The organism is Rhodobacter flavimaris (assembly GCF_021378075.1).
Classification (GTDB): Bacteria; Pseudomonadota; Alphaproteobacteria; order Rhodobacterales; family Rhodobacteraceae; genus Rhodobacter; species Rhodobacter flavimaris.
On sequence record NZ_JAJUOS010000008.1, the window covers coordinates 148021 to 167444 of the forward strand.

Consider the following 19424-nt stretch of genomic DNA (forward strand, 5'->3'; position numbering starts at 1 on the left):
GTGTCGTCCTTATCTGAAAGGAGAACGCGAATGCTGCGCTCGGCTATGTTTTTAATCATCTGTTCTGCACTGATCGCCTCCGCGCCAGCCTCTGCTGACGCAAATGAGGTATACGGAAAAGCCAAGATCGCGATTCATTCCGATTACGCGCTGCAACCGAAGCAAAAGGACCGCTTCGCAGAGTTCAAGCGGCGCAACAACGTGTTCTACTCCGCCTTCGTGGTGAACACGCGCAGCGATACATTCTACACCATGACGGATGAGCATTCGCTTGAGGATGCGCAGGCTCAGGGCATCGCGGGGTGCCGCATGGTCTCGCCGCCCGACGCCGCGAAAAGCTGCACTCTTTACGCTTCCGCCACGCCCACGGGTGGAGCTGTCGCGAATATACCGCTCTCGGGCACCATCTCGATGTCGCTGAGCAAGGAAATCGCGAAAGCACTCAAGTCATCCAAGCACGAGACATTTGTGGCGGTTGCGATCAATCACGTAGGCGCGTGGGGCTTGGTGTGGAACCAGCAGACCGAGGCCGTCGCCCGCGAGCGCGCACTGAAAGAATGCGACACTGCAACAAAGGACCCGAACCGGATGCGGCTCTACCCCGATGCGCTCATCAAGGCCAACCGCAGCCGGGGCGGCTTCAAATGTCAGGTGGTTTCGGCGTTCCGCACCAAGTAAGCGCGCCACGACCGAAGCAGGACGCCCCGCAGATCCATCCGCTCACGCCTTGGCGAGGGTAGAGCGTCGCGGTTGCCCGTGGCGCTGCGGGCGCGTAAAAGGGCGCGAACCCTACAGGAGGCCCCGATGACCCGTCCGAAACCTGTCGTGCTGTGCATTCTCGATGGCTGGGGCGAGCGCGCCGAGATCGAAGGCAACGCCCCTGCGCAAGCCAACACCCCAAACCTCGACCGCGCCTTCGCGACCTGCCCGAAGGCCACGCTGATCACGCATGGCCCCGATGTCGGCCTGCCGACCGGGCAGATGGGCAACTCGGAAGTCGGGCACACCAATATCGGCGCGGGCCGCGTGGTGGCGATGGATCTGGGCCAGATCGACCTTGCGATCGAGGATGACTCGTTTTTCAAGAATGAGGCGATCCTGAAATTCACCGCGACGGTGAAAGCCGCCGGGGGCCGCGCGCATCTGATGGGTGTGATCTCGGACGGCGGTGTGCATGGCCATATCGAGCACACCCTGGCCGCGTGCAAGGCACTGGCCGGGGCGGGCGTGCCGGTCGTCGTTCATGCAATCACCGACGGGCGTGACGTGGCCCCCGACAGTGCCGCGCGCTTCATCGACGATTTCGTGGCGCGTCTACCCGAAGGCTGCACCGTCGGCACGGTGATCGGTCGCTATTGGGCGATGGACCGCGACAACCGGTGGGAACGCGTGGGCCTTGCCTATGACGCCATGGTCAAGGCCGAGGGGCTGCATGCGGCCACGCCGGCCGAGGCCGTCGCGCAATCCTATGCCAAAAGCGAGATGGACGAATTCATCAAGCCCACCGTGATCGCGGGCTACACCGGCACCGCCGACAATGACGGCTTCTTCTGCCTGAACTTCCGTGCCGACCGCGCGCGCGAGATCCTGCGTGCGCTGGCCGAGCCGGGCTTTGCCGAGCTTGACACCTCAGCGCGGCCGAAATGGTCGGCGCTGCTGGGTATGGTCGAGTATTCGGTCGATCACAGCAAATACATGGACACGGCCTATCCCAAGCGCGACATCGTCAACACTTTGGGCGAGTGGGTCTCGAAACAGGGGCTGACGCAGTTCCACCTGGCCGAGACCGAGAAATACCCGCATGTGACCTTCTTCCTGAACGGCGGCAAGGAAGCGCCGTGGGAGGGCGAGGACCGCTTCATGCCGAAGTCGCCGAAGGTCGCCACCTACGATCTGCAACCCGAGATGAGCGCGCCCGAAGTCACCGACAAATTCGTCGAGGCGATCGAGAAGGGCTATGACCTGATCGTGGTGAACTATGCCAACCCCGACATGGTCGGCCATACCGGTAGCCTGCCCGCCGCTATCGCCGCCTGCGAAGAGATCGACCGCGATCTGGGTCGCGTGGTGGCCGCGCTGGAAAAAGCCGGGGGCGCGATGATCATCACCGCCGACCACGGGAATTGCGAGACCATGATCGACCCGGTGACCGGCGGCCCGCACACCGCGCATACCATCAACCCGGTTCCGGTGGCGCTGGTCGGCGGCCCGGCTGGCGCCACGCTGCACAAGGGGCGTCTGGCCGATCTGGCGCCGACGCTGCTCGATCTCATGCAGCTGCCCGTGCCGCCCGAGATGACCGGCAAGTCGCTGATCGGGCGGTGATGCGCGCCACGCTTCTTGCCTGGATGCTCAGCGCCTCGGCGGCGCTGGCCAGCCCTGCCGCCGACAGCGCGTTGCAGGCCGCCGAGGATCTGCGCGCCTCGATCACCGCATTGGACGAGGCGCAGACCAAGGCCGACCGCATCGCCACGCTGACCGAAACGCTGGCCGCCTATGAGCGTGGCCTCGGATCGCTGCGCGACGGGTTGCGCCGCGCCGTGATCCGCGAGCGCGAGATCAAGGCGGGCTTCGACGCGCAACGCGACCAGATCGGACGACTCTTGGGTGTGATGAGCACGATGGAGCAATCCGAAGGGCCGCTCTTGCTGCTGCACCCCACGGGGCCGCTCGGCTCGGCGCGCTCGGGCATGGTGTTGGGGGCGGTGACCCCGGCGTTGCAGGCCGAAGCCGAGGCGATGCGCGGCGAGCTGGAAGAAATCGCCACGCTGCGCGCCTTGCAAAAGAACGCGGCCGAGGTGCTGGAAGGCGGGCTTGCCTCGGTCCAGGCGGCGCGCACGGCGCTGAGCGAGGCAATCGCGCAGCGCAGCGCCCTGCCGGGGCGCTACCTCGAAGACCCCGAAGATCTGCGCCTGCTTGTGGAAAGCGCCGATACGCTGGAGGGCTTTGCCACCGGCCTGACCGGCCTTGATTACGACATCGGCCCGCCGCTTGAAGATTTCTCCAGCGCCAGGGGAACGCTACCCCTGCCGGTCATGGGATCGGTGCTGCGCAAGTTCAACGAGGCCGACGCCGCAGGCATCCGCCGCCCCGGTCTTTTGATCGCCACCGCCCCCGCTGCACTGGTCACATCGCCCTGGCCTGCGACGATCCGCTACCGCGGTCCGCTCCTGGACTACGGAAATGTGATGATCGTCGAGCCCGCCGAGGGCTATCTTCTGGTTCTGGCCGGGCTTGGCACCGTCTATGGTGAGACCGGCGATGTGCTTGGGCGCGGCTCTCCTATCGGGTTGATGGGGGGCGCCGAGCCGGGCGCGCAGGAATTCGGGGCGGAATTCGTTCAGGCGGCGCAAGATGGCGGTGGCGCAGGACGGACGGAGACGCTTTACTTGGAATTGAGAGAGGGCGATGCGCCCGTGGACCCCGCCGCGTGGTTCGCACAGACCAAAGACCAGTAGGATCAAGGGTTGAGAATGAAGAAGTTCGTGATGGCCGCAATTGGCGGCACCGTTGCCGGGGCGCTGATCTCGACGCAGATTGCAGCGCCTCTTCTGGCCCAGGAAGCGGCCAAGCCGGTGTCCGTCTATGAGCAGCTCGACCTGTTCGGCGACATCTTCGAGCGCATCCGCCAGGACTATGTCGAACAGGTGGACGACAAGAAGCTGATTGAGGCCGCTATCAACGGCATGCTCAGCTCGCTCGATCCGCATTCGAGCTACCTGCCGCCCGATGACTACACCGACATGAAGGTGCAGACGCGCGGCTCGTTCGGCGGTCTTGGGATCGAGGTCACGCAGGAAGAGGGCTTCGTCAAGGTCGTCTCGCCGATCGACGGCACGCCTGCTGCGGCGGCCGGTATCCAGGCCGGCGATTTCATCACCCATGTGGATGGCGAAAGCGTTCTGGGGCTGACGCTCGATCAGGCGGTCGACAAGATGCGCGGCCCGGTCGGCAGCGAGATCACCATCACCGTCGTGCGCGAAGGCACGCCCGAGCCGTTCGACGTCGCCATCACCCGCGACACGATCAAGCTGACCGCCGTCAAGAGCCGGGTCGAGGGCACCACCGTTGTGCTGCGCATCACCACTTTCAACGACCAGACCTTCTCGAACCTTGAGGAGAATCTCAAGAAATCGGTCGAGGAGGCGGGCGGTATCGACAAGGTCAACGGCTTCGTCGTCGACCTGCGCAACAACCCGGGCGGGCTGCTCACGCAGGCGATCTCAGTTTCCGATGCGTTCCTGAATGCTGGCGAGATCGTCTCGACCCGCGGCCGCCGGGCCGAGGAGAGCGAGCGTTTCAACGCGACTCCGGGCGATCTGGCGCAGGGCAAGCCGATGGTCGTGCTGATCAACGGCGGCTCGGCCTCGGCGTCCGAGATTGTCACCGGTGCGCTGCAAGATCACCGCCGCGCCATCGTTGTCGGCACGAAAAGCTTCGGCAAGGGCTCGGTCCAGACCGTGATCCCGATCCAGGGTGAGGGCGCGATGCGCCTGACCACGGCGCGCTACTACACGCCCTCGGGTCGCTCGATTCAGGCGCTCGGGATTGCGCCCGATATCGTCGTGGAACAGCCCGCGCCGCAGCCCGCCGTCGAGGGCGAAGAGGACAAGGCCACCCCGCGCTCCGAGGCGGATCTGCGCGGCGTACTGTCGAATGACTCGATGACCGAGGATGAAAAGCGCCAGGCCGAGGAAGAGCTGAAGAAAGCCGAAGAGGCCGCCAAGCTGCGGCTTGAGGATTACCAGCTGGCCTATGCCATCGACATCCTCAAGGGACTGTCGGCGATGGCCCCCGCGGCGCCGGCCGCGCCCGCGAACTGATACCCGGGGGGCCTTGAGGCCCCCTTTCTTCTTGCCACGGATTATCCTGATGACGCCCGAACAGATCGCCGCACTTCCCTATCGCAAGAATGTGGGGGTGGTGCTGGTCAACCCGCAGGGGCTCGTGTTCACGGGTCAGCGGATTGATAGCCCCGTGCCTGCCTGGCAGATGCCACAGGGCGGGATCGACGAGGGCGAAAAGCCCAAAGAGGCCGCGCTGCGCGAGCTGTGGGAAGAAACCGGCGTGCGCCCCGATCTGGTCGAGAAGCTTGCCAAGACGCAGGACTGGATCACCTATGACCTGCCCGCCGATCTGGTGGGCAATATCTGGAAGGGCCGTTATCGCGGGCAGAAACAGAAATGGTACCTGTTCCGCTTTCTCGGCGATGACAGCCAGGTCAACATCGCGACCGAGCACCCCGAATTCGCGGTCTGGTCGTGGAGGCCCCATACCGAGGTGATCGAGGGCATCGTGCCCTTCAAACGCGCGGTCTATGAGGCGGTCTTTACCGAGTTCCGCGACTTCTTCGCCTAGAAATCCAGCCCGAGGTCGAGCGTGCGCGCCGAATGCGTCAGCGCCCCCGACGAGATGTAATCCACCCCGGTCGCGGCCACCTCGGTGATGCGTTCTAGGCGCATGTTGCCCGAGGCCTCCAGCACCACGCGGCCCGCGTTGATCGCAACGGCCTTGTGCAGGGTGGGGGTGTCCATATTGTCGAGCAAGATCACATCGGCGCCGCCGACCTCCAGCGCCTCTTCAAGTTGGGCTAGGCTATCCACTTCCAGCTCGATGCGCATCATGTGGCTGCGCGCGGCGCGGGCGGCCTCAAGCACCGCGCGGATGCCGCCAGCGGCGGCAACGTGGTTGTCCTTGATCAGGATCGCGTCCGACAGGCCGAAACGGTGGTTCGAGCCGCCGCCATGCGCCACGGCCATCTTTTCGACAACGCGCAGGCCCGGCGTCGTCTTGCGGGTACAGGTCACGCGGGCCTTGGTGCCCTTGGTTTGCAAAACGAACGCCGCCGTCATCGTGGCGATGCCGGTCAGGCGGCCCGCGAAGTTCAGCGCGACGCGCTCACCCATCAGGATCGAACCCGCATCGCCCTCGATCGTCATCAAAGTCTGGCCCGGCGTGCAGGGCTGGCCATCGGCAACCAGCGTCTCGACCTTCAACGTGGGATCGACAAGGCGGAAGGCAATCGCCGCGATCTGCATCCCCGAGACCACACCCGCCTCGCGCGCATTCAGCCGCGCGGCATAGCGAGTGCCCGCCGGGATCACCGAGCGGGTCGTCACGTCGCCCATCGGCGTCAGGTCTTCGGTCAGCGCCGCACGGACCAGCGGTTCGAGGATGAAATCGGGAAGCGTCGCGGTCATGTTTCCTCCAGCGCGCGGGTGCGGATCTCCAGCGCCTCGGCAAGGGTCATATGGGTGCGTTCGGCCTGCGCCGGATCGGCCTGCGGATAGTCCGAGCGGTAATGACCGCCCCGGCTTTCACGGCGCTTGAGCGCCGCGGCGGCAATAAGCGTGGCGGTCGCGGTCATGTTGCGCATGGATTCCGAGGTCGCCACGGCCTCGATCCCGGCGATCACGCGCAGGGTGCCGGTCAGACCTGAAGCGTCGCGCACGACACCCACGCCATCGGTCATCGCATGACGCAGGCGCGCAACGGCGGCCTCGTCAATCGCCTCGGCACCCGGTGGGAAATTCAGCGTCACCAGATCGGCGGGGGAGGGCGTGCCAAGCGCCTTGTCGATGCCAAGCGCGCAGATCCGGGCATAGACCAGCGCCTCCAGCAGCCCGTTCGAGGCCAGACGGTTCGCGCCATGCAGCCCGGTCGAGGACGCCTCGCCGCAGACCCAGAGGTTACCCAGCGACGCGCGCCCCTCGTGGTCGGTATCAACGCCGCCCATGTGGTAATGCGCAGCAGCGGCCACCGGGATCGGCTGCGAAACAGGGTCTATTCCAGCGCGTTTACAGGCCTCGGCCACGGCGGGGAAGCGGGTCAGAACCTCTTCGCCCAGAACCGCGCGGGTATCGAGCGCAGGCTCGCGCCCGGCCTGACGTTCGAGGTAAACGGCACGGGCCACGATGTCGCGCGGCGCGAGTTCGGCCAGCTCATGCACGGCCAGCATGAAGCGCTCGCCGCGGTTGTTGATCAGGATCGCGCCTTCGCCGCGCAGCGCCTCGGTCGCCAGGGGCGCGGGGTCTTCGCCGGTGGCGATAGCGGTGGGGTGGAATTGCATGAACTCCGGGTCACCAATCCGGGCGCCTGCGCGCGCCGCCATACCGATGACCTGCCCGCGAATGCGCGGCGGGTTGGTGGTGACTGCAAAAAGCCCGCCGGAACCGCCGCCCGCCAGCAAAACCGCCGGAGCCCGCACCAGCGTGCGACCCGAGGGTTCATGCGCGCGCTCAACCCAGACGCCGGTGACCTTGCCGCCCTCGACCTCAAGCCCCGAGGCGATGACGCCCTCTGCCACCTGGACGGAGGGGGTCTGGCGAACCTCGGCGATCAGGGTCTGCATGATCTCGCGCCCGGCCTGATCACCCTTGACGCGCACGACGCGCGCGGTTGAATGCGCGGCCTCGCGCGACATGACATAGCCGCCCGATGCATCGCGGTCGAAGGGCGTGCCCAGATCGGTCAGGTCGAGGATATGGCGCCGCGCCTCGGCGGTGACCAGACGCGCCACCGCGGCATCGACGGTGCCAGCGCCGGCATATTCGGTATCCAGCGCATGGGCCTCGGGCGTGTCGCCTGCAGCCATCGCCGCGGCAACGCCACCCTGCGCCCAGGCCGACGATGCGCCTTCACCCAGCGTTTCCGGCGAGATCACCAGAACCGGGCGCGGCGCAAGTTTCAGCGCCGCATAAAGCGCGCCCAGACCCGCGCCGACGATGATGACGCGTTGAGTCTGAATGGTGGTCACTTGGCGATTTTCCGCGACAGCTCGATCATCCGCTCGACCGCGATGCGCGCCTTGGCGGCGATCTCGGGGTCAACAAAAACCTCGGACTGACCGCTGTGCAGCGACCAGAGGATCTTTTCGAGCGTGATCTTCTTCATGTAGGGGCACATGTTGCAGGGGCCGACAAAATCGACCTCGGGCAGGGCGTCCGCGATGTTCGAGGCCATCGAGCATTCGGTGACCAGCATCGCCTTTTGCGGCTTTTCACGCTCGACATAGTCGATGATCCCCGAGGTCGAGCCCGAGAAATCCGAAACGCTGACGACCGAGGGCGGGCATTCGGGATGCGCGATCACACGGGTGTCGGGGTTCCACTTGCGGAATTCGGTGATGTCCTCGGCTGTGTATTGTTCATGCACGATGCACGAACCGGCCCACCAGACGACCTTCTTCTGCGGCACCTGCTTGGCGACGTTCTGCGCCAGATACTGGTCGGGCGTCATGATGACCACGTCGCTGTCCATCGCGGCCACGATCTGCGCGGCATTCGACGAGGTGCAGCAGATGTCCGAGGCGGCCTTCACTTCGGCGGTGGTGTTGACGTAGCTCACAACCGGCGCGCCGGGATATTGCGCGCGCATCGAGGCAATGCCCTCGGCGGTGATCGACTCGGCCAGCGAGCAGCCCGCCGCCATGTCGGGGATCAGCACACGCTTGGCCGGGTTCAGGATCTTCGAGGTCTCGGCCATGAAATGCACACCGCATTGCACGATGGTTTCGGCCTCGACCTTGGTCGCCTCGATCGCCAGTTGCAGGCTGTCGCCAACCACATCGGCCACGCCGTGGTAAATCTCGGGCGTCATGTAGTTATGCGCCAGAATGACCGCGTTCTTTTCGGCCTTCAGGCGATTGATCGCGCGGATATAGGGGGCGTAGCGGGCGAAATCGACCAGCGGAACCACGCGATCCATCTTGGCATGGATGTCGCGCATCTCTTCGGCCAGCGCCATCGAGGGCGCGAGGTCATAGGCCTCGGCCAGCGTCGCGCGCATCGCAGCAAAGTCCAGCATGGGTATCCTCCCCCAAAACCGAGAACGGAGTTGCATGTAAGGGCAATGGCGTTGGGGTTAAATGGGAAAAATGCCCTTTGTAACGCATTTATTGCAAAATGCGGCCCTTGGGTCAGGCAAATCGCTTCCAGATCGCGCTATCGCCCAGCTTGGCGACGAAGGCGGCGTGCGCCTCGGCCTCGGCCTCGGTGATGCGCGGGGGCAGGGGAGCGGGGCGGGCGTGGGGGCGCCATTGCTCGGCTGCACCCCGTCCTTGGCCATCCGAGGCCTCGATCGACAGGCCAAACCCCGGCTGGCGGCCACCGATCAGTTCCAGATACACCTCGGCCAGGATTTCACTGTCGAGAAGCGCGCCGTGCAGCGTGCGCGCCGAGTTGTCGATCCCGAAGCGGCGGCACAGCGCATCGAGCGAGGCGGGCGAGCCCGGAAATTTGCGCCGTGCGATCATCAGCGTGTCGAGCGCGCGATCATTGGCGATCAACGGCTTCTTCACCCAGCTAAGTTCGGCGTTGAGGAACTTCATGTCGAAGGCGGCGTTATGAATGACCAGCTTCGAATCCGGGCCGATGAAATCCAGAAAATCCTTCGCGATCTGCGCGAACTTGGGCTTGTCGCGCAGAAAGTCGTCGCCAAGGCCGTGAACCTCGAAGGCCTCTTTCGGCATGGCGCGTTCGGGGTTGATATATTGGTGATAGGTGCGCCCGGTTGGGACGTGGTTGAACAGCTCGAGCGCGCCGATCTCGACGATCCGATGCCCTTCCGAGGGCTCGAAACCCGTTGTTTCGGTATCGAGAACAATCTCACGCATGGCGGCCCCTGATCTGTGCAATCAGGTGTCGCACAGCATCGCGGGTCTGATCAAGCGTCAGGGTCTCGATCACATGATCGGCGCGTGCACGTTTCTCGGCATCGGGCATCTGGCGCGACAGGATCATCGCCAGTTGCTCTTCGCTCATCTGTCCACGCGCCAGAACGCGGGCGCGCTGCACCTCGGGCGGGGCCGAGACCACCAGCACCGCATCGCAGGCCGCATCGGCGCCGGTTTCATACATCAGGGGAATATCGAGCAGGATCAGATCGGCATCGGCGTGATCTGCGATGAAGGCCTGACGCGAGGCCGTGGTCAGCGGGTGAACTATGGATTCCAGCCGGGTCAGCGCCTGCTTATCAGCCTGCAACACCTCGCGCAGCCGGGCGCGATCGACCGCGCCCGCGACAATGACACCGGGAAAGGCCGCCGCAATCGGGGCCACCGCCGCGCCACCCGGGGCGTAAAGCGCATGCACTGTGGCATCGGCATCCCAGACCGGCACGCCTTCCGCAGCAAACATCTGCGCGGTCGTGGATTTGCCCATACCGATGGAGCCGGTCAGACCCAGAAGGAAAGGGCGGCTCATGCGCTCAGGACCGCGTCGCGCAGATCCTGCGTGACCTCCGGGCGGCGGCCGAACCAGCGCTCAAACCCCGGCACGGCCTGATGCAGCAGCATCCCAAGCCCATCGACCGTCACACAGCCTATCGCCTCGGCCTCTTGCAGAAGACGCGTGCGGAGCGGGGTGTAAACGATATCGGTAACCACTGCGGTGGGCGAAAGCGCATCGAGCGGCACGCGGAAATCGGCCTTGCCGTCCATGCCAAGCGACGAGGTATTCACCACGGTCGCCGCGCCTTCGAGCATATTTCCCGCCTGCACCCAGTCATAGACGACGACGCGGGCGCCAAATTCGGTGCGCAGGTTCTCGGCCCTGGCGCGGGTGCGGTTGGCAATGCGCACCTCGGGGCAGCCGACCTCGAGGAGCGAGGCGACGATGGCACGCGCCGCGCCACCCGCACCGATCACGGCCGCGGGGCCCGCGCCCGGCTGCCAGCCCGGCGCACCATCGCGCAGATTGGCGATAAAGCCGTAACCGTCGGTATTGTCCGCATGGATCTTGCCATCGGGGCGGAAGATCAGCGTATTCGCCGCCCCGATCAACGCCGCGCGGTCCGAGACAACATCGGCAATCGCCAGCGCGGCCTCTTTATGTGGGATGGTCACGTTGCAACCGACAAAGCCCGCCTTGGGCAGGGTGCGCAGCACGGTCTCCAGATCTTCGGCGGCGACATCCATCGGGATGTAATGTCCCTTGATGCCGTAATGCTTCAGCCAGTACCCATGCAGCGCGGGCGAGCGCGAATGGGCGATGGGTGATCCGATCACTCCGGCTAGGGGAATACGGGGATGATCGGTCATGTCGTCAGCTCTCCTCGGGCGCGCAGCCAGTTCAGGAATTCGATCAGGGGCAGGCCTAGGACGGCAAAGTAGTCGCCTTCTAGGCCCGAGAAAAGCCGCACGCCTTCCTCTTCAAGCTTATAGCAGCCGACCGCATGGCGGATGCTGTCCCAGTTGCGGGCGACATAATCGGCGATGAAGTCGTCGGACAGCGGATGCATGGTCAGCCGTACCTCGGCCACATGACGCCAAAGCGGGCGGCCATCGCGCATCGCCACCAGCGCCGAGAGCAGCCGATGCGTGCGCCCCGAGAGATCGCGCAGCTGCTCGACCGCTTCCTCGGGGCTTTCGGGTTTCGCGAATATGCGGCCCTTCAACTCCAGCACCTGGTCGGCCCCCAGTGTCAGCACACCCGGATTGGCGGCCGATACCTTGGCAGCCTTCATCTCAGCCAAGGTATCGGCCAGATCGCGGGGCGTGGCGCCCTCGGCCTCTAGGGCATGGCGGATCATCTCTTCGTCGATCCGGGCAGGGCGGGTTTCCACCACGAGCCCCGCGTTGCGCAACAGCTGCGCGCGGATGGCGGATTGCGAGGCAAGGATCAGCGACAGGCTCATGTGGATAAAACTCGGGAGAAGCCTTTGGGAAAGGCTGTGGGCGCAATTGTGTGTTTCATTTCCTCCCCAATCACGGGGGCTTTTGTCAAGGAAGGGCGCGAATTCTCCACCTGTGGGACCGGCTTCGCGGAAAATGTGGGATTTTTGCACAGCCCACAGACTGACCGCATGCTATGCGCAAAGATATCAACCGCCAGAGATCCAGTAACAAACTGTTCTTATTATAATTTTCTGGGATTTCCACAGAATCTGCTTTGATAGGCGGAAGATCTGTCCAGACTATGGATAAGTGTTGAAGAACCCAGTAATCCACATCACCCACAGGGCCTACATCCATCATCATCTTTTCTTTTATAAAGAATCTTATTTAGAAGTAGCCTGCGGCAAGCGAGGGACCCATGACCGACATCCTGTCTGACTACTATCTTTGGGTGAAGAGCTTTCACATGATGTCCGTGCTCGCCTGGATGGCTGGCCTGTTCTACCTGCCGCGGCTTTACGTCTATCACGTCGAGGGGCTGAAAAAGCAGGGTGTGGTGCGGGACTCGGACATGGACCTTCTGTTCCAGCACCAGGAGCGGCTGCTGCTCAAGGCGATCATGAACCCCTCGCTGATCGCGAGCTGGCTGTTTGGGCTGATGCTGGTCTTCACACCGGGGATCGTCGATTGGGGCAGCGTCTGGCCCTGGACTAAGGCCGCCTCGATCCTGGGCATGACCTGGTTCCATATGTGGTGCGCGCGTCAGCGCAAGGCGCTGGCCGTTGGCACGAACACGCTGACCGGCCGCCAATACCGCATGATGAACGAGATTCCGACGCTGTTCATGGTGGTCATTGTCATCTCGGTGATCGTGAAATTCTGAGCATTCGTTGACTCAACAGCCCCGAGCGCGTAAATGCGGGGCAAGCCCCGGCCGTCCGGCCGATCGGTTCTTCGGAATATTTCTCTGATATGCGCGCCGGCCCTGCCGGTGCTGGCACCGTTACAAGGTGGGATTCCCCATGAGCACTGAACGCTTGAACCTCTCTGACCTGAAGGCCAAGAGCCCGAAGGACCTGCTGGCCATGGCCGAGGAATGGGAGATTGAAAACGCCTCGACCATGCGCAAGGGCGAGATGATGTTCTCGATCCTCAAGGAGCATGCCGAGGACGACATCGTGATCGGCGGCGATGGCGTGCTTGAGGTGCTTCAGGACGGCTTCGGTTTCCTGCGCTCGCCCGAGGCGAACTACCTGCCCGGCCCCGATGACATCTATGTCTCGCCCGAAATGATCCGCCATTTCAGCCTGCGCACCGGCGACACGGTCGAAGGTATCATCCGCGCCCCCGGCGAGAATGAGCGTTACTTCGCCCTGACTGGCGTCGAGCGGATCAACTTCGAAGACCCCGAGCGCGCGCGCCACAAGGTCGCCTTCGACAACCTGACACCGCTTTATCCGGACGAGCGTCTGAAGATGGAGATCGAGGATCCGACGATCAAGGATCGCTCGGCCCGGATCATCGACCTGGTGGCCCCGATCGGGAAGGGCCAGCGTTCGCTGATCGTGGCGCCGCCGCGCACCGGTAAGACGGTGCTGCTGCAAAACATCGCCCACTCGATCGAGAAGAACCACCCTGAGTGCTACCTGATCGTTCTGCTGATCGACGAACGCCCCGAGGAAGTCACCGACATGCAGCGCTCGGTGAAGGGGGAGGTGATCTCGTCCACCTTCGACGAACCGGCGACGCGCCACGTGGCTGTGGCCGAGATGGTCATCGAAAAAGCCAAGCGTCTGGTCGAGCATAAACGAGATGTTGTGATCCTTCTTGACTCGATCACAAGACTTGGTCGTGCCTATAACACCGTCGTGCCGAGCTCGGGCAAGGTTCTGACCGGTGGTGTGGATGCCAACGCTCTGCAACGCCCCAAGCGCTTCTTCGGCGCGGCGCGCAATATCGAAGAGGGCGGATCGCTCACCATCATCGCCACCGCGCTGATCGACACCGGCTCGCGCATGGACGAGGTGATCTTCGAAGAATTCAAGGGCACGGGTAACTCGGAGATTGTGCTCGACCGCAAGGTGGCCGACAAGCGCGTCTTCCCGGCGATGGACATTCTCAAGTCCGGCACCCGGAAGGAAGACCTGCTGGTCGATCAGAAGGATCTGCAAAAGACCTACCTGCTGCGCCGCATCCTCAACCCGATGGGCACCACGGATGCGATCGAGTTCCTGATCTCGAAGCTCAAGCAGACCAAGACCAACGGCGAATTCTTCGAGTCGATGAACGGCTGACGCCCGGAGGGGCTCATGGACACGATCTTTGCTCTGGCCACCGCCCGCGGAAAGGCGGGGGTGGCCGTCATTCGTATTTCGGGCCCGCGCGCCTGGGTGGCGGCCGAGGCGCTGGCGGGCAACCTGCCAGAGCCGCGCGTGGCGGGGCTGCGGCGGTTGCGGCTGGGGGCGGAAGACCTCGACGAGGCGGTTGTGCTGTGCTTCCAGGCTGGCGCGAGCTTTACCGGCGAGGACGTGGCCGAACTGCATATACACGGCGCCATTGCCACGGTCGCGGCGGTGTTGCAGGCGCTTGGCCGGATCGACGGGCTGCGCCTGGCCGAGCCTGGTGAATTCACCCGCCGCGCGCTGGAAAACGGGCGGCTGGATCTGGCGCAGGTCGAAGGGCTTGCCGATCTGATCGACGCCGAGACCGAGGCGCAGCGCAAGCAGGCGCTGCGGGTTCTGTCGGGGGCCGTGGGGCAGGTTGTCGATCAATGGCGATCGAAGCTGGTGCGCGCCGCGGCGCTGATCGAGGCGACCATCGACTTTGCCGATGAAGAGGTGCCGGTCGATGTATCGCCCGAAGTGCTCGACCTGATTGGGGGCGTAGCACAGGATATTCGCCGCGAGCTGGCGCGGCTGTCTGCGGCCGAACGCATCCGCGAGGGGTTCGAGGTTGCCATCGTCGGCAATCCGAACGCGGGCAAGTCCACGCTGCTCAACGCGCTGGCCGGGCGCGAGGCGGCGATCACCTCGGAAATCGCGGGCACGACGCGCGATGTGATCGAGGTGCGTATGGACCTGGCCGGGCTGGCGGTAACGCTGCTCGATACCGCCGGGCTGCGCGAAACCGACGATGTCGTTGAGGCCATCGGCGTGCGCCGCGCGCTGGACCGCGCCGGGCAATGCGACCTGCGGATCTTCCTGCTCGATCAGGATGAGATTCCGCTGATCCAGCCGCAGGACGGCGATCTGATCGTGCATGGCAAGGCTGATCTGCACCCGGTGGAGGGGCTGTCGATCTCGGGCAAGACCGGGCAGGGGCTGGATCGGTTGATCGCCGAAATCACCGCGCGGCTTTCGGAGCGCGCGAGCGGTGCGGGCGTCATGTCGCGGGAACGCCATCGTGATGCGCTGATCCGCGCTATTGGGGCTTTGGAATCAGCGCAAGATGAGGTATTGCGCGGGGGCGAGCGGGCCGAGCTTGCGGCCGAAGGATTGCGGCAGGCGGCACGGGCGCTCGAATCGCTGTTGGGGCGGGTGGATGTAGAACACCTGCTTGACGAGATCTTCGCCAGCTTTTGCATCGGCAAGTAGGAGTGTTTCACGTGAAACATTTTGACGTCATCGTTGTCGGGGGCGGTCACGCCGGAACCGAGGCCGCGCATGCCGCGGCCCGCATGGGTGCGCGCACCGCGCTGGTGACGCTGCGCGCCGATGCGATTGGCGTGATGTCGTGCAACCCGGCGATCGGCGGTCTGGGCAAGGGCCATCTGGTGCGCGAGATCGATGCGATGGATGGCGTCATGGGCCGCGCGGCGGATATGGCGGGCATCCAATTCCGCCTTTTGAACCGTCGTAAGGGCCCGGCAGTGCAGGGCCCACGCACGCAGGCCGACCGCAAGCTTTATCGTCTGGCGATGCAAGGCCTCACGGCCGAGCAGCCGAACCTTGATGTGATCGAGGGTGAGGCCGCGAGCTTCATGACCACGGGCGGCCGGATTACAGGTGTGCGCCTGGCGGATGGCTCCGAACTGCCGGCGAAAGCGGTGGTGCTGACGACCGGCACCTTCCTGCGCGGGCTGATCCATATTGGCGACCAAAAGCAACCCGGCGGGCGGATGGGCGACAAGCCCTCGATCTCGCTCGCCGACAACCTGCGCGATCTGGGGATCGAGACCGGGCGTCTGAAAACCGGAACGCCGCCGCGTCTGGATGGCCGCACGATCAAATGGGAACTGCTAGACATGCAGCCGGGCGATGACGAGCCCGAGTTGTTCTCCTTCCTGCATCGCGCGCCCTTCGTGCGACAGATATCGTGCGGGATCACCCATACGAACGAGAAAACGCACCAGATCATCCGCGACAACCTTTCGCGCTCGGCCATGTATGGCGGGCATATCGAGGGGGTGGGGCCGCGCTACTGCCCCTCGATCGAGGACAAGATCGTGCGGTTTGCCGACAAGACCTCGCACCAGATTTTTCTCGAACCCGAGGGGCTGGACGATCACACCGTCTATCCGAACGGAATCTCCACCTCGCTGCCCGTCGATGTGCAGGAGGATTATGTCCACTCGATCTACGCTCTGGAGGATGTGAAGATCCTCCAGCCCGGATACGCGATCGAATATGATTACGTCGATCCGCGCTCTTTGACGCAAAGTCTGGAGTTGCGGAGCCAGCCGGGCCTGTTCCTGGCGGGGCAGATCAACGGCACGACTGGCTATGAAGAGGCGGCGGCGCAAGGCTTGGTCGCAGGCCTGAACGCCGCGCGGGTGGCGGCAGGGCAGGAACCCGTGCAATTCAGCCGCACCAACAGCTATATCGGCGTGATGATCGACGATCTGACGACGCGCGGCGTGACCGAGCCCTACCGTATGTTCACCTCGCGCGCCGAATTCCGCTTGTCGCTGCGGGCGGACAATGCCGACCAGCGCCTGACCGGCTTTGGTCTCGATCTGGGCTGTGTGGGTGAAACCCGTCAGGCGGCCTTCGAGAGCAAAATGGAGCAGCTGGCCTCGGGTCGTGACCTGATGGAATCGCTGACCTTGACCCCGCGCGAGGCCGCCGCGCGTGGCTTTGCGCTCAATCAGGACGGGGCGCGGCGCAGCGTGTTCACGTTGCTCTCATTCCCGGATATCGCCTTGCCCGATCTTGCGTCGATCTTCCCCGAGCTTGACGGACTCGCCCCCGAGATCTCGGCCCAGCTTGCCAAGGACGCGCTCTATGCGAATTATGTGGCGCGGCAAGAACGGGACGTCGAGGCGATGAAGCGCGACGAAAACTGGGAGATCCCGGCGGATTTCGATTACGCATCCATGCCGGGCCTGTCGAACGAACTCAAACTGAAACTGTCGCGCGCCCGCCCGCAGACGCTCGGGCAGGCCGCCCGCGTCGATAGCGTGACCCCGGCCGCGCTGACCCTGATCCTCGCCAAGCTGCGGCAAATCAGGCGGATGAAGACCGCATGAGCGATCCGAAGGAAGCCCGGCTTGCCGCGGTGCTCGATGTTTCACGTGAAACATTCGACCGCCTGAACGCCTATGAGGCGCTGCTGAAGAAGTGGAATCCGGCGATCAATCTGGTTTCCGCGCAAACGCTCGCGCAGGTGTGGGAGCGGCATTTCCTCGATTCCGCGCAGGTTTTCGCGCTGGCTGCGCCCCACGCCGGGCATTGGGTTGATCTGGGCAGCGGCGGCGGCTTTCCGGGGCTGGTGATTGCCGCGATTGCGGCCGAGCTGGCGCCGGATCTGACCGTGACGCTCGTCGAAAGCGACCGGCGCAAATCGGCTTTTCTCGCCACGGTTTCGCGCGATCTGGGGCTGAACACCCAGATCATTGCGAAGCGAATCGAAGAGGTTGATCCCCTCGACGCAGATTTCCTGAGTGCCCGCGCCCTGGCCTCGCTTGACGCGCTTTTGGGCTTTGCCGAACGCCACCTGCGGCCTTCCGGCACCGCTTTTTTTCCGAAGGGCGCGAAGTGGCGCGATGAGCTTGCCGAGGCCCGGAAAAGCTGGTCCATTTCCCTCAAAACCCATCCGAGCATGACCGATCCCGAAGCCGCGATTCTCGAGATCACAGGAGTTCAGCGTGTCTGATCCGACCCGTCCGCCAGGGCCGAAAATCATTGCCGTCGCGAACCAGAAGGGGGGCGTTGGCAAGACCACCACGACCATCAACCTAGCCGCCGCCCTTGCCGAGCAGGGGTTTCGCGTGCTGCTGGTCGATCTTGACCCGCAGGGGAACGCCTCGACCGGGCTTGGGATTGAGCCTGAGGATCGCAAACACAGCACCTATGATCTGCTGCTTGACGATGCGCGGCTCAAGGATGTGATCCTGCCAACCGCCGTCGCGGGGCTGTGGATCAGTCCGGCGAATAGCGATCTGTCTTCGGCGGATATGGAGCTTGTGTCGCTTGAGAAGCGCAGCTTTCTGCTGCACGACGCGCTGCGCCAGCCGGATATCGACGCCTTTGCCTTTGATTACGTGCTGATCGACTGCCCGCCCTCGCTCAGCCTGCTGACGGTCAACGCGATGGTCGCCGCGCATTCGGTGCTGGTTCCGCTTCAGGCGGAATTCTTCGCGCTGGAAGGGCTTTCGCAGCTGATGCTGACGATCCGCGAGGTGCGGCAAAGCGCCAATCGCGTGCTGCGGATCGAGGGCGTTGTCCTCACGATGTATGATGTTCGCAACAACCTGTCGCAACAGGTTGAGGCAGATGCCCGCGCGACCTTGGGCGAAATCGTGTTCCGCACGATGATTCCGCGCAATGTTCGGGTGTCCGAAGCACCGTCCTACGCGCTGCCGGTGCTGCAATACGACACCGCCTCGCGCGGGTCCGAGGCCTATCGCGCCCTTGCGAATGAGCTGATCGCGCGTCACCTTGCGGCAGACAAGAAGGGGTGAGGATATGAGCGACAAGAAAATCGAACGCCGGGGACTGGGCCGCGGGCTGTCTGCGCTGATGGCCGATGTGAACCTGACGCGCTCCGAACCCGAGGCCGCGCCGCGTCGGGCCGAGAATGTGATCCCGGTCGAGAAGATCGAGCCGAACCCCGATCAGCCGCGTCGCGATTTCTCGCCCGAGGCGCTGGAGGAACTGGCCGCCTCGATCCGTGAAAAAGGCGTGATTCAGCCGCTTCTGGTGCGCCCGCATCCGCGCAAGCCCGGCTCTTACGAGATTATCGCCGGCGAACGTCGCTGGCGCGCGGCGCAGATGGCCCAGGTGCACGAGCTGCCGGTGGTTGTTCGCGAACTCGACGATACCGAGGTTCTCGAGGTCGCGATCATCGAGAACATCCAGCGCGCCGATCTGAATCCGCTGGAAGAGGCGCTTGGCTATCGTCAGCTGATGGACCGCTTCGGCCATACGCAAGAGAAGGTGGCCGAGGCGCTTTCGAAAAGCCGCAGCCATATCGCGAACCTGCTGCGTCTGCTGCAACTGCCCGACGAGGTGCAAGGAATGCTGCGCGAAGGCCGCCTGACCGCGGGCCATGCGCGCGCGATGATCACCGCGCCCGATCCGGTCAAACTGGCGCGTGAGGCGGTCGAAAGGGGCCTGTCCGTGCGCGAGGTCGAGCGCCTTGCCAAGCAGGATGCGCCGAACCCCGGCCGTTCCTCGGGTGGCGGCTCGGTCAAGCGGGCGCCCGAGAAGGACGCCGATACGCGGGCGCTGGAATCGGATCTCTCCGCAACACTTGGTATGCGGGTCAATATCGACCACAAGGGAGAGGAGGGCGGTCAGCTCTCGATCCAATACCGGGATCTAGATGAGCTGGACCAGATCTGCCAGCTTCTCAGCGCGCTGCGCTAAGG

The 19424-nt window shown here is 64.2% G+C and carries 19 protein-coding genes; 12 read left to right on the top strand and 7 right to left on the bottom strand.

The window, feature by feature from the left end; translation table 11 throughout:
• Window positions 1–30: 30 nt before the first annotated feature.
• The 5 genes from LZA78_RS11795 (at window position 31) to LZA78_RS11815 (ending at window position 5358) form a co-directional block, all read left to right on the top strand.
• Entirely contained in the window at window positions 31–678 is a 648-nt protein-coding gene (locus LZA78_RS11795) for a hypothetical protein (RefSeq protein ID WP_233677137.1), read from the top strand.
• A gap of 126 nt (window positions 679–804) precedes the next feature.
• Window positions 805–2325, top strand: coding sequence for a 2,3-bisphosphoglycerate-independent phosphoglycerate mutase (gene gpmI / locus LZA78_RS11800; protein ID WP_233677138.1), 1521 nt, complete (start codon window positions 805–807; stop codon window positions 2323–2325).
• The gene (locus tag LZA78_RS11805) at window positions 2322–3458 is read left to right on the top strand and encodes a murein hydrolase activator EnvC family protein (RefSeq protein WP_233677139.1); all 1137 of its coding nucleotides are present in this window, start codon (window positions 2322–2324) and stop codon (window positions 3456–3458) included. Before gpmI ends, LZA78_RS11805 begins: the two co-directional genes overlap by 4 nt.
• Before the next feature lie 15 nt (window positions 3459–3473).
• On the top strand, window positions 3474–4823 hold the full coding sequence (locus tag LZA78_RS11810; RefSeq protein WP_233677140.1) for a S41 family peptidase: 1350 nt from the start codon (window positions 3474–3476) through the stop codon (window positions 4821–4823).
• A 49-nt stretch (window positions 4824–4872) separates the two neighbouring features.
• Complete coding sequence (locus tag LZA78_RS11815) at window positions 4873–5358, top strand: RNA pyrophosphohydrolase (RefSeq protein WP_233677141.1); 486 nt, start codon at window positions 4873–4875, stop codon at window positions 5356–5358.
• On the opposite strand, the gene nadC is transcribed toward LZA78_RS11815, so the two are convergent.
• From nadC to LZA78_RS11850, 7 genes are all read right to left on the bottom strand, one after another.
• Window positions 5355–6200, bottom strand: coding sequence for a carboxylating nicotinate-nucleotide diphosphorylase (nadC, locus tag LZA78_RS11820; protein WP_233677142.1), 846 nt, complete (start codon window positions 6198–6200; stop codon window positions 5355–5357). The genes LZA78_RS11815 and nadC overlap by 4 nt on opposite strands.
• A complete protein-coding gene (locus tag LZA78_RS11825; protein WP_233677143.1) occupies window positions 6197–7756 on the bottom strand; it encodes an L-aspartate oxidase in 1560 nt (519 codons plus the stop codon). Before LZA78_RS11825 ends, nadC begins: the two co-directional genes overlap by 4 nt.
• Entirely contained in the window at window positions 7753–8805 is a 1053-nt protein-coding gene (gene nadA, locus LZA78_RS11830; protein WP_233677144.1) for a quinolinate synthase NadA, read from the bottom strand. The genes LZA78_RS11825 and nadA overlap by 4 nt, the downstream gene beginning before the upstream one ends.
• Window positions 8806–8917: 112 nt before the next feature.
• Complete coding sequence (dnaQ, locus tag LZA78_RS11835) at window positions 8918–9613, bottom strand: DNA polymerase III subunit epsilon (RefSeq protein ID WP_233677145.1); 696 nt, start codon at window positions 9611–9613, stop codon at window positions 8918–8920.
• A complete protein-coding gene (gene coaE, locus LZA78_RS11840; protein ID WP_233677146.1) occupies window positions 9606–10202 on the bottom strand; it encodes a dephospho-CoA kinase in 597 nt (198 codons plus the stop codon). The genes dnaQ and coaE overlap by 8 nt, the downstream gene beginning before the upstream one ends.
• Entirely contained in the window at window positions 10199–11038 is an 840-nt protein-coding gene (locus tag LZA78_RS11845; protein ID WP_233677147.1) for a shikimate dehydrogenase, read from the bottom strand. Before LZA78_RS11845 ends, coaE begins: the two co-directional genes overlap by 4 nt.
• Complete coding sequence (locus tag LZA78_RS11850; RefSeq protein ID WP_233677148.1) at window positions 11035–11634, bottom strand: Maf family protein; 600 nt, start codon at window positions 11632–11634, stop codon at window positions 11035–11037. The genes LZA78_RS11845 and LZA78_RS11850 overlap by 4 nt, the downstream gene beginning before the upstream one ends.
• A gap of 398 nt (window positions 11635–12032) precedes the next feature.
• On the opposite strand from LZA78_RS11850, the gene LZA78_RS11855 reads away from it, so the two are divergent.
• The 7 genes from LZA78_RS11855 (at window position 12033) to LZA78_RS11885 (ending at window position 19422) form a co-directional block, all read left to right on the top strand.
• Window positions 12033–12497 carry a CopD family protein gene (locus LZA78_RS11855; protein WP_233677149.1) on the top strand — a complete coding sequence of 155 codons (465 nt, stop codon included), beginning with the start codon at window positions 12033–12035 and terminating at the stop codon, window positions 12495–12497.
• 139 nt (window positions 12498–12636) lie between these two features.
• Window positions 12637–13908 (top strand): transcription termination factor Rho, encoded by a 1272-nt coding sequence (rho, locus tag LZA78_RS11860; RefSeq protein ID WP_233677150.1) that lies wholly within the window; start codon window positions 12637–12639, stop codon window positions 13906–13908.
• A 15-nt stretch (window positions 13909–13923) separates the two neighbouring features.
• On the top strand, window positions 13924–15207 hold the full coding sequence (gene mnmE, locus LZA78_RS11865; protein ID WP_233677151.1) for a tRNA uridine-5-carboxymethylaminomethyl(34) synthesis GTPase MnmE: 1284 nt from the start codon (window positions 13924–13926) through the stop codon (window positions 15205–15207).
• Window positions 15208–15218: 11 nt separating this feature from the next.
• Complete coding sequence (mnmG, locus tag LZA78_RS11870; protein WP_233677152.1) at window positions 15219–17081, top strand: tRNA uridine-5-carboxymethylaminomethyl(34) synthesis enzyme MnmG; 1863 nt, start codon at window positions 15219–15221, stop codon at window positions 17079–17081.
• Entirely contained in the window at window positions 17078–17707 is a 630-nt protein-coding gene (gene rsmG, locus LZA78_RS11875; protein ID WP_233677153.1) for a 16S rRNA (guanine(527)-N(7))-methyltransferase RsmG, read from the top strand. The genes mnmG and rsmG overlap by 4 nt, the downstream gene beginning before the upstream one ends.
• Window positions 17700–18515: a ParA family protein gene (locus LZA78_RS11880; protein WP_233677154.1), complete on the top strand. Its 816-nt coding sequence runs from the start codon at window positions 17700–17702 to the stop codon at window positions 18513–18515. Before rsmG ends, LZA78_RS11880 begins: the two co-directional genes overlap by 8 nt.
• A 4-nt stretch (window positions 18516–18519) precedes the next feature.
• Window positions 18520–19422, top strand: coding sequence for a ParB/RepB/Spo0J family partition protein (locus tag LZA78_RS11885; protein WP_233677155.1), 903 nt, complete (start codon window positions 18520–18522; stop codon window positions 19420–19422).
• Window positions 19423–19424 lie beyond the last annotated feature (2 nt).